10 protein-coding genes are annotated in these 5,429 nt (G+C 38.7%); 2 read left to right on the top strand and 8 right to left on the bottom strand.

The window, feature by feature from the left end:
- Window positions 1–290: zinc ribbon domain-containing protein (locus tag DWZ44_RS17885; protein WP_147342496.1), on the top strand; the 290-nt coding region annotated here is incomplete at its 5' end.
- A 200-nt stretch (window positions 291–490) separates the two neighbouring features.
- Entirely contained in the window at window positions 491–781 is a 291-nt protein-coding gene (locus DWZ44_RS17880) for a hypothetical protein (RefSeq protein WP_147342040.1), read from the top strand.
- A 423-nt stretch (window positions 782–1,204) separates the two neighbouring features.
- Here the strand turns inward: DWZ44_RS17880 and DWZ44_RS17875 are convergent, their stop codons facing one another.
- The 8 genes from DWZ44_RS17875 to tnpC form a co-directional block, all read right to left on the bottom strand.
- Window positions 1,205–1,582, bottom strand: coding sequence for a DUF6483 family protein (locus DWZ44_RS17875; RefSeq protein WP_117805428.1), 378 nt, complete (start codon window positions 1,580–1,582; stop codon window positions 1,205–1,207).
- A gap of 3 nt (window positions 1,583–1,585) precedes the next feature.
- Entirely contained in the window at window positions 1,586–1,942 is a 357-nt protein-coding gene (locus DWZ44_RS17870) for a hypothetical protein (protein ID WP_117805427.1), read from the bottom strand.
- Window positions 1,943–2,096: 154 nt separating this feature from the next.
- A complete protein-coding gene (locus DWZ44_RS17865; protein ID WP_117805426.1) occupies window positions 2,097–2,633 on the bottom strand; it encodes a nitroreductase family protein in 537 nt (178 codons plus the stop codon).
- Window positions 2,634–2,663: 30 nt separating this feature from the next.
- Entirely contained in the window at window positions 2,664–3,146 is a 483-nt protein-coding gene (locus DWZ44_RS17860; protein WP_005935263.1) for a GNAT family N-acetyltransferase, read from the bottom strand.
- Window positions 3,147–3,198: 52 nt separating this feature from the next.
- Window positions 3,199–3,537, bottom strand: coding sequence for a hypothetical protein (locus DWZ44_RS17855; protein ID WP_055158441.1), 339 nt, complete (start codon window positions 3,535–3,537; stop codon window positions 3,199–3,201).
- A 57-nt stretch (window positions 3,538–3,594) separates the two neighbouring features.
- A complete protein-coding gene (locus DWZ44_RS17850; RefSeq protein WP_117805425.1) occupies window positions 3,595–4,209 on the bottom strand; it encodes a nucleotidyltransferase domain-containing protein in 615 nt (204 codons plus the stop codon).
- 49 nt (window positions 4,210–4,258) lie between these two features.
- Entirely contained in the window at window positions 4,259–4,501 is a 243-nt protein-coding gene (locus DWZ44_RS17845) for a hypothetical protein (protein WP_002596221.1), read from the bottom strand.
- 256 nt (window positions 4,502–4,757) lie between these two features.
- A partial coding sequence (tnpC, locus tag DWZ44_RS17840) for an IS66 family transposase (protein ID WP_117805424.1) occupies window positions 4,758–5,429 on the bottom strand: 672 nt, incomplete at its 5' end.

Raw genomic sequence — 5,429 nt, 5'->3', positions numbered from 1 at the left:
AGGGAATGATCCGGAACCATAAACTGGCAAAGTCGATAGCCAGTGTTTCGTGGGCAAAGTTTTTCGAGATGCTGGAATATAAAGCTGTGTGGTATGGAAATGAAATCCGCAAAGTACCAACAATGTATCCGAGCAGCCAGACCTGCAGTTCCTGTGGCTATCGGAATCCGCTGGTGAAAAATCTGCGCATTCGTATCTGGGAGTGCCCCGGCTGTCACGCAGTTCATGACCGGGATACGAATGCAGGCATCAATATTTTGAAAAAAGGACTGCAGCTGCAGTCGGCATAAAGATAAGAAAACTGTACCGCAGGGCATGCGGGAACAGTATAAATATAGCCTGTGGACACCGTGTAAGACATTGCAGTACCGTAAGGTATTTGCCAATGCAATGGTGGAAGAAACAGGAATCCCCCTGCTTTAGCTGTGGGGAGTGTCAATCCATTTCAGTAATTCATATGCTGGTCAACCAGGAAGATCGAAATCGCTTTTTGACATTTATCCGAGATCATTTGGATGAGGATGGCTATGGGTTGATTCTGACTATGGGGGACGGTGAATACGAGGTAACTGGAGATATTACAAGCGCCTTTGACAGCGTGAAACGAACACACCAAGGAACAGGGCAGGAAGTTGCCGTTGCAGCCACAAGCTGTAGAATGGTTAATTTTGCGACATTGGAACAGGAAATCGCTAATAATGGCTTGCATATTCTACAAAAAGGAATTACGAGCATAATACCGGATTTCCCTCAAATAATGTATGCTTTGGTAAAACGATAAAAACTTAGAACGAGTGCAGTGTTAACACTATTCCAAAATTCTTAACAGTTCCGCCGTACCAAGGCTCCGCCCACGGGGGCAGTCCAGACTGACCTCTCTTGCCCTATGGGCAATCCACCTCCCCCACGGGGGGAGGCTAAGAACGGGTGCGGCTGTTATACATATCGGAATAAATCTAACACTCAATGGCAAGACAGTGGCACAGCGTATAACCAAAATACTGTGTCACTGTTTTTATATTTTCACCAAGCATCTCTAGTTACTCCTTTCGTTTGATAAAACTAGCATACTGATTAGCCATCAATACATCAAGCAACGCAAATTAACATTCATGCAACGCCCAATATTACAAGGATTCATTAAGTCCTCTATAAACTGGAATCTATCGAGTTCTTTGTGTAGTGAAAATAACAATTTCCTTTACTATTGCAAAAACATTTCTGCAAAACCATCGACGCCATATCTTACAGTAATATCTTTCAAACCAGCCTTAATTTCATCTCTGCTATAATTATGTGCTTCCAGAAATTCATCTGACTTATCATTTAAGGAGGAATAAAACAGTAAAGCCATTTCTAAATCTGTCTTTTTCCCTTCTTCCGTTATTTCATATATTTTATTTTCCGCCTCATTAATGAACCCATTATCTACCATATCAAGTAGCTCATCCAGCGTCTGTTGTTCCTTTACATCTTCCAATAATTCTGCTGATGGTGAATCGGTATCAATATTGAATAACAGCTTTAGTATAGCTCTCACCATTTCCTTTATAAGTCTCATAACATAGTCTTGTTCAAACAAGTTTTATTCTCCTTTCTGCTTTATATATTTGCAGAAATTGTCCATTCGTACTTTAAAAGTAATGATGGTATCTTCTCTAGGAAGTCTAAACATATATTGAATATATATCAGACAAATGACACATATCAAAACTTCAAACCATATATTATAAATGTTTATCCCTTTAATCTGTTTTCTGTTTTCAAAAACACGGCTCTCTTGAAAACTCGAATTATCATCATCATTAGTTATAGTCGATGATGTAATCTCTCCAAACAAGCCATGGGTGTTAATTATTCCGCAAGGTAAAACTGCCACTGAAACAGAAACAGAGAATAGGATTATAAACAATCTAATTAACCATTGCTTCTTTTCTTTCATATCCATTTCTCCATATTGGGTTAATCATAAAATAAGAATTTACCAAATCGACAAACAACGATTTTAATGTCTCTATTATACCATAATGATACTATTATAAAAAAGGAAAAAGAGCTCCTTCGAGCTCTTTTGATTCAGTTCTGTAAACTTGAATTTATCTTTTATCAACGGGAAACGTATTAAACCACGCTCTTTCTTCAAAAGGGCGTTTTTTAGGCAAAATGTTTTCTTCTTCTGGAATACCAATCGGAAGAAAACAGACCAATTCATAATCATCAGGAACATTTAAAATTTGCGCCATTTGATAACCTATTTTATCTTCGTCTGTAATATGTCCTTCATACCAACAGCTTTGATACCCTAGTTCCACCAATGCAAGCAACATATTTTCAATAGCTGCGGAATAGTCCTGAACTGCGAAACACTTATCTCTATATGCATTTATTCTCTGTGTTAAAACACAAATTATAGCTGGCGCAGTTTCTCCTACAGGTGGATTTATAACATTATGCAGTTTTTGCAATATATCTTTATCATCTACAGCAATTAAACTTGTTGTCTGCTTGTTACAGCCAGAAGGGGCATTTAATCCCGCCTGCATAATTGTAATCAAATCTTCCCGTGGAACAGAAATTGGTTTGTATTTTCCACGATAGCTATGCCTATGGTTAATAATATCAATAATCTTCATTTTATCCTCCTACAAACTTGAAGTTGTTAATTACAGTCTCAGAACAGCGATCAGTTCTTCGCCGTCCATTTCACCGGTTTCTTCGAAACCGAAAGAGCGATACATCTGACGGGCAACTGCATTATCGGGTTCATATGATAGCCAACAGTATTCCGCTTCTCCACAAGGCATAGATTTTATGAACTCTAATGCAAGGCTGACCGCTTCTTTCCCGTACCCTCTGTTTTGATATGCCTTATCGATCATAAGACGCCACAGATTATAGTTTCCCTTTGCAATTTCAGGTGCATCCGTCCAATAATCATCAACATCAAAACCAATCATCAGGAAGCCTACAGGCTTATCCTCATCATATATACCAAACGGGAATGCATGACCGTTTCCCGTAATTGCAGTATACGCTTCAATGATGCTGATCTCATTGGTGGCAACGAAGTTCTTCTGCGATTCCGATACCGTCAGTTTCAGGATATCCCAGACATTATTACCATTTACTTTTTCTAAATGAAGCATATATCTTTACCTCGCTAAATTCCGATTTCTCAGTTTCAAAAACTGGAAGTTGTCAGTCTGGTAATTCAACCAATACTGCTTCGTCAATATCAAAGTAATCATCCATATTACTGCTAAGCCCAGATGCTTTCCAAGCTTGTTCGAAGGTAATATCTTCTATGTTGCTTAAATAAATGTATGTGCTGTCCTTAACGGCATTACTCAGTCGTCCACTGATTTCCAACCTGTATTTGTAGATATGTCCATCGCACTGCCATGTACCGTCTGACATTTCACTGTATGTTTTCATGTTTCCTTCAATTGTGTCAATCGGCTTTATTGACTGTGTACCACAACCCGTGATTGAGGCCGTAAGTAAAAGACATAGCAACAATATTAGTATTTTCTTCATGGTCATTACCTCCCAAAATTCTAATTTTCCAATTTAACAAACTTGAAATTGTAAATCTTAAAAAATGGTTTTCAAGTAATTTATCCAGTCGGATAACCCTTCTTGATTAAACTCCAACAAGGCTTTCGAATATATATGAAACGCTTCTGAATCGCTTTCTTCCATAAAATGTAATGCTTTTTTGGGACCATAATAGTGTATGCCTTTTATATCAAAATATATTTCAAGGCTGTCACACAATAACCAATGCCAACGATAGTAACCTTCAACATCTCCTCGCATTGTGCGTAACAGCATCTTTTCACACCATTTAATTTCCTGCGAAACATCTTTTGCCGTTTTTAAGGGAATATGTTCTATATAGTCAAGTACATTCTTTTTTAGCCATCCACCCATTCCGTTTTTATCCAGTATGATTTTCCCATCCCACACCTGTGCAAACTCAGCCGGGTCGTACTCCGACAGGAACTGATCCGGCGGATAAATAAATACATCAAGAACAACGCCATCAACAAAAGATGAATCATGCAGTTTTTCTTTTCCTGCAATAATAAGTGCATCAAAGTCACTATTCAGATTTGCACTTCCGTCAGCAAAAGAACCATAGACAATTATCGATTCCGGTTGATAAGTCTTTTTCAAATAGTCTATTATTTTGTCCGTACTTTTCATTACATTCGCCTCCTCAAATACCGATTTTCTCAATTCTCCAAACTGGAAGTTACATAAATCTGCTTATCAGATTATATGCTGTGACTACATAGACAAAAATCGCTATGCCTGCAAATATCATAGCATCTTTCTTCGCACCTTTATCATAACACTCCTTTGCATTTGTCAACATAGTTAATCCCATAAAGACAAACATAATCGGCAGTGTTATATCAGTAGAAACTATGTTTATCAGTCCCAGTGAGCCAAAAATAATAGTTAATACGCTGAATATTGCTTTCCATATACGCATACATAGTCCTCCTTTGCAAATTCAAATTTTCTGTTCCCTATAAAATTAATTTATTGGGATTTACCAAATCGCCAAACAACGATTTTAATGTCTCTATTATACCATAATGATACTATTATAAAAAAGGAAAAAGAGCTCCTTCGAGCTCTTTTGATTCAGTTCTGTAAACTTGAAGTTACGTAAGCGCAAAATATTGCTACGTTACTCATGAATTACGCTTGCACCAAAATGATAGATGCAAGCGTTTTACTCTATTTTAGTTTTGACAGTTCGTTTTCGCAGTCTCGCTCCATGGGGCAAGCTGTTCCAACTGTTCATCTGACATTTTATCGTCTGGCCGCTGTGATAAGAGATATGTCAGATATTTATAGGTATTCAGATCATTCGCTTTTGCCATCTCAACCATGGTATACACAATAGCACTAGCGGTGGCTCCTTTAGGACTGGCGCTGAACAGCCAGTTCTTCCGGCCAACAGTGAATGGTCTGATTGCATTCTCGCTAAGATTGTTGGATAAACTGCAATGACCGTCTTCCAGATAGGTCATCAGGGTGTCTTTCCGATTTTGGGCATAGTTTACCGCTTTCGCCAAACGGGTTCCTTTGTTTGGGCGCTGTTGATCCAGCCAATTCCAGAATGCCTCCAGTATTGGCTTCTCCTTTTCAAGACGAAATTGTTTTCTCTGCTCCGCAGTGTGATTTTTTGCTTTTGAGTACCGCTCACAATCAAACAGCTTGGAACAGAACTGTACTCCCTGCACTGCCGGAAGGCTGTAATCATACTCTTTCCCTTTCGGTATGGCATCTGTGAAGTAACGTCTCACATGTGCCCAGCAAGAACAGTGCTTGATATCCGGCAGATTATTATAACCCTGATATCCATCCGTCTCCAGATATCCGCTGAACCCCTGTAGGAAAGATGCTGCATG

This window comes from Blautia sp. AF32-4BH (genome assembly GCF_003460565.1).
Classification (GTDB): Bacteria; Bacillota; Clostridia; order Lachnospirales; family Lachnospiraceae; genus Fusicatenibacter; species Fusicatenibacter saccharivorans.
Note: the sequence above shows the minus strand (reverse complement) of the source record. Positions and strands in the feature narration are given on the sequence as shown.